Raw genomic sequence first — 1161 nt, forward strand, 5'->3', positions numbered from 1 at the left:
TTAGGGATGTATCCTTCTCTTTCCCCCTTCCAGATGTAGAGGAAAAGGAAGTTTTGGAGATGGCAGTTACACTTTGGAAGGAGAACAAAGGTTGGCAGAAGGTGAGGGAGGAAACTTACAGGCTCTCGCTTTTTCCCAAAACTCTAAAACCCTCTTTGCCTCTTTTAATCCTGGGAGACCCCGCTCGCTTCCCCTTCCCAGCGACGGTTATCCGAGAGATAAACTCTGTGCAACCGTTTAGCGTGGTGGTCGTGGCGAGGCAGTTGAGTTCCAGGGAAGCGAACGACTTATTAGCTAAAGTAGAAGAGGGTTGCAAAGCGTTGATATTGGAGAGTTCCCCTCCGCTGACCGAACTCTTGAAGCTGTCCTTCAATAGCTACTCAGCGAAACGAGCCTTCGCTCCCTTCCAACACCCGATTCTCAGGGATATAGAAGAAAGAGAGCTATCCTTCTGGAGGGGGGGAAAAGTTGCCAAGGGAGGATACACTCCTCCTATCCTAGGAACGAGTAAACCCCTTATCTTCTGCGGAGCAGGAGATGTATGCTTATTGGAGATTAAAAGAGGTAAGGGGACCATCATCCTCAGCGAAATGGACATCTTAAACCAAATTAACCAGGAACCTCTTGCTCTCTTTCTCTTTGTAAAATGTGTGGAATACCTACATTCACTTCCTTTAAATGATTATCCCAAAGCGGGTATATTTGCCCGTCCTGACAGCCCTCTAACAAGAACCTTCACCGCCCTTGGGCTTGAGGCACCCCTGATAAAAGAGGCGGACTTGCAAGATTTTGATATAGTTATCGCAACTGGTCGTAGCCTCCCCTCAGCCACCGCTTTAAAGGAATTCTTCAGCCGGGGAGGAACTCTCCTTCTTTTAGCTCCTTCTACTGAGAGCGAGAAAACTCTAAATGAACTGCTACCCTCGCCTATAAAGAGCATCCCATATAGGGACGAGGTACAGTTGATAAGGGCGGGAAAGGAAAAGCTCACGGAGGGGATTTACCTTGATTGGTTGTTCTGGCTGGAAAGAGGTAGGTCAAGGAGCATAGTAAATCGCTACTTTGAAGGTCCAATCAAGCCCCTTCTCGTCACTCCCCTTACGGATTGGCGTAAGTGGTGCTGGCAGGGGGAGAATGTGAAAACAGCAGGTATCCTGAAAG

At 48.3% G+C, this 1161-nt stretch carries 1 protein-coding gene; it reads left to right on the forward strand.

All coding sequences use genetic code 11. From position 1 onward, the window contains the following. Positions 1 to 1161: hypothetical protein (locus tag NZ900_09725; protein ID MCS7234357.1), on the forward strand; the 1161-nt coding region annotated here is incomplete at both ends.

This window comes from Synergistota bacterium, from assembly GCA_025060595.1.
Classification (GTDB): Bacteria; Synergistota; GBS-1; order GBS-1; family GBS-1; genus 42-11.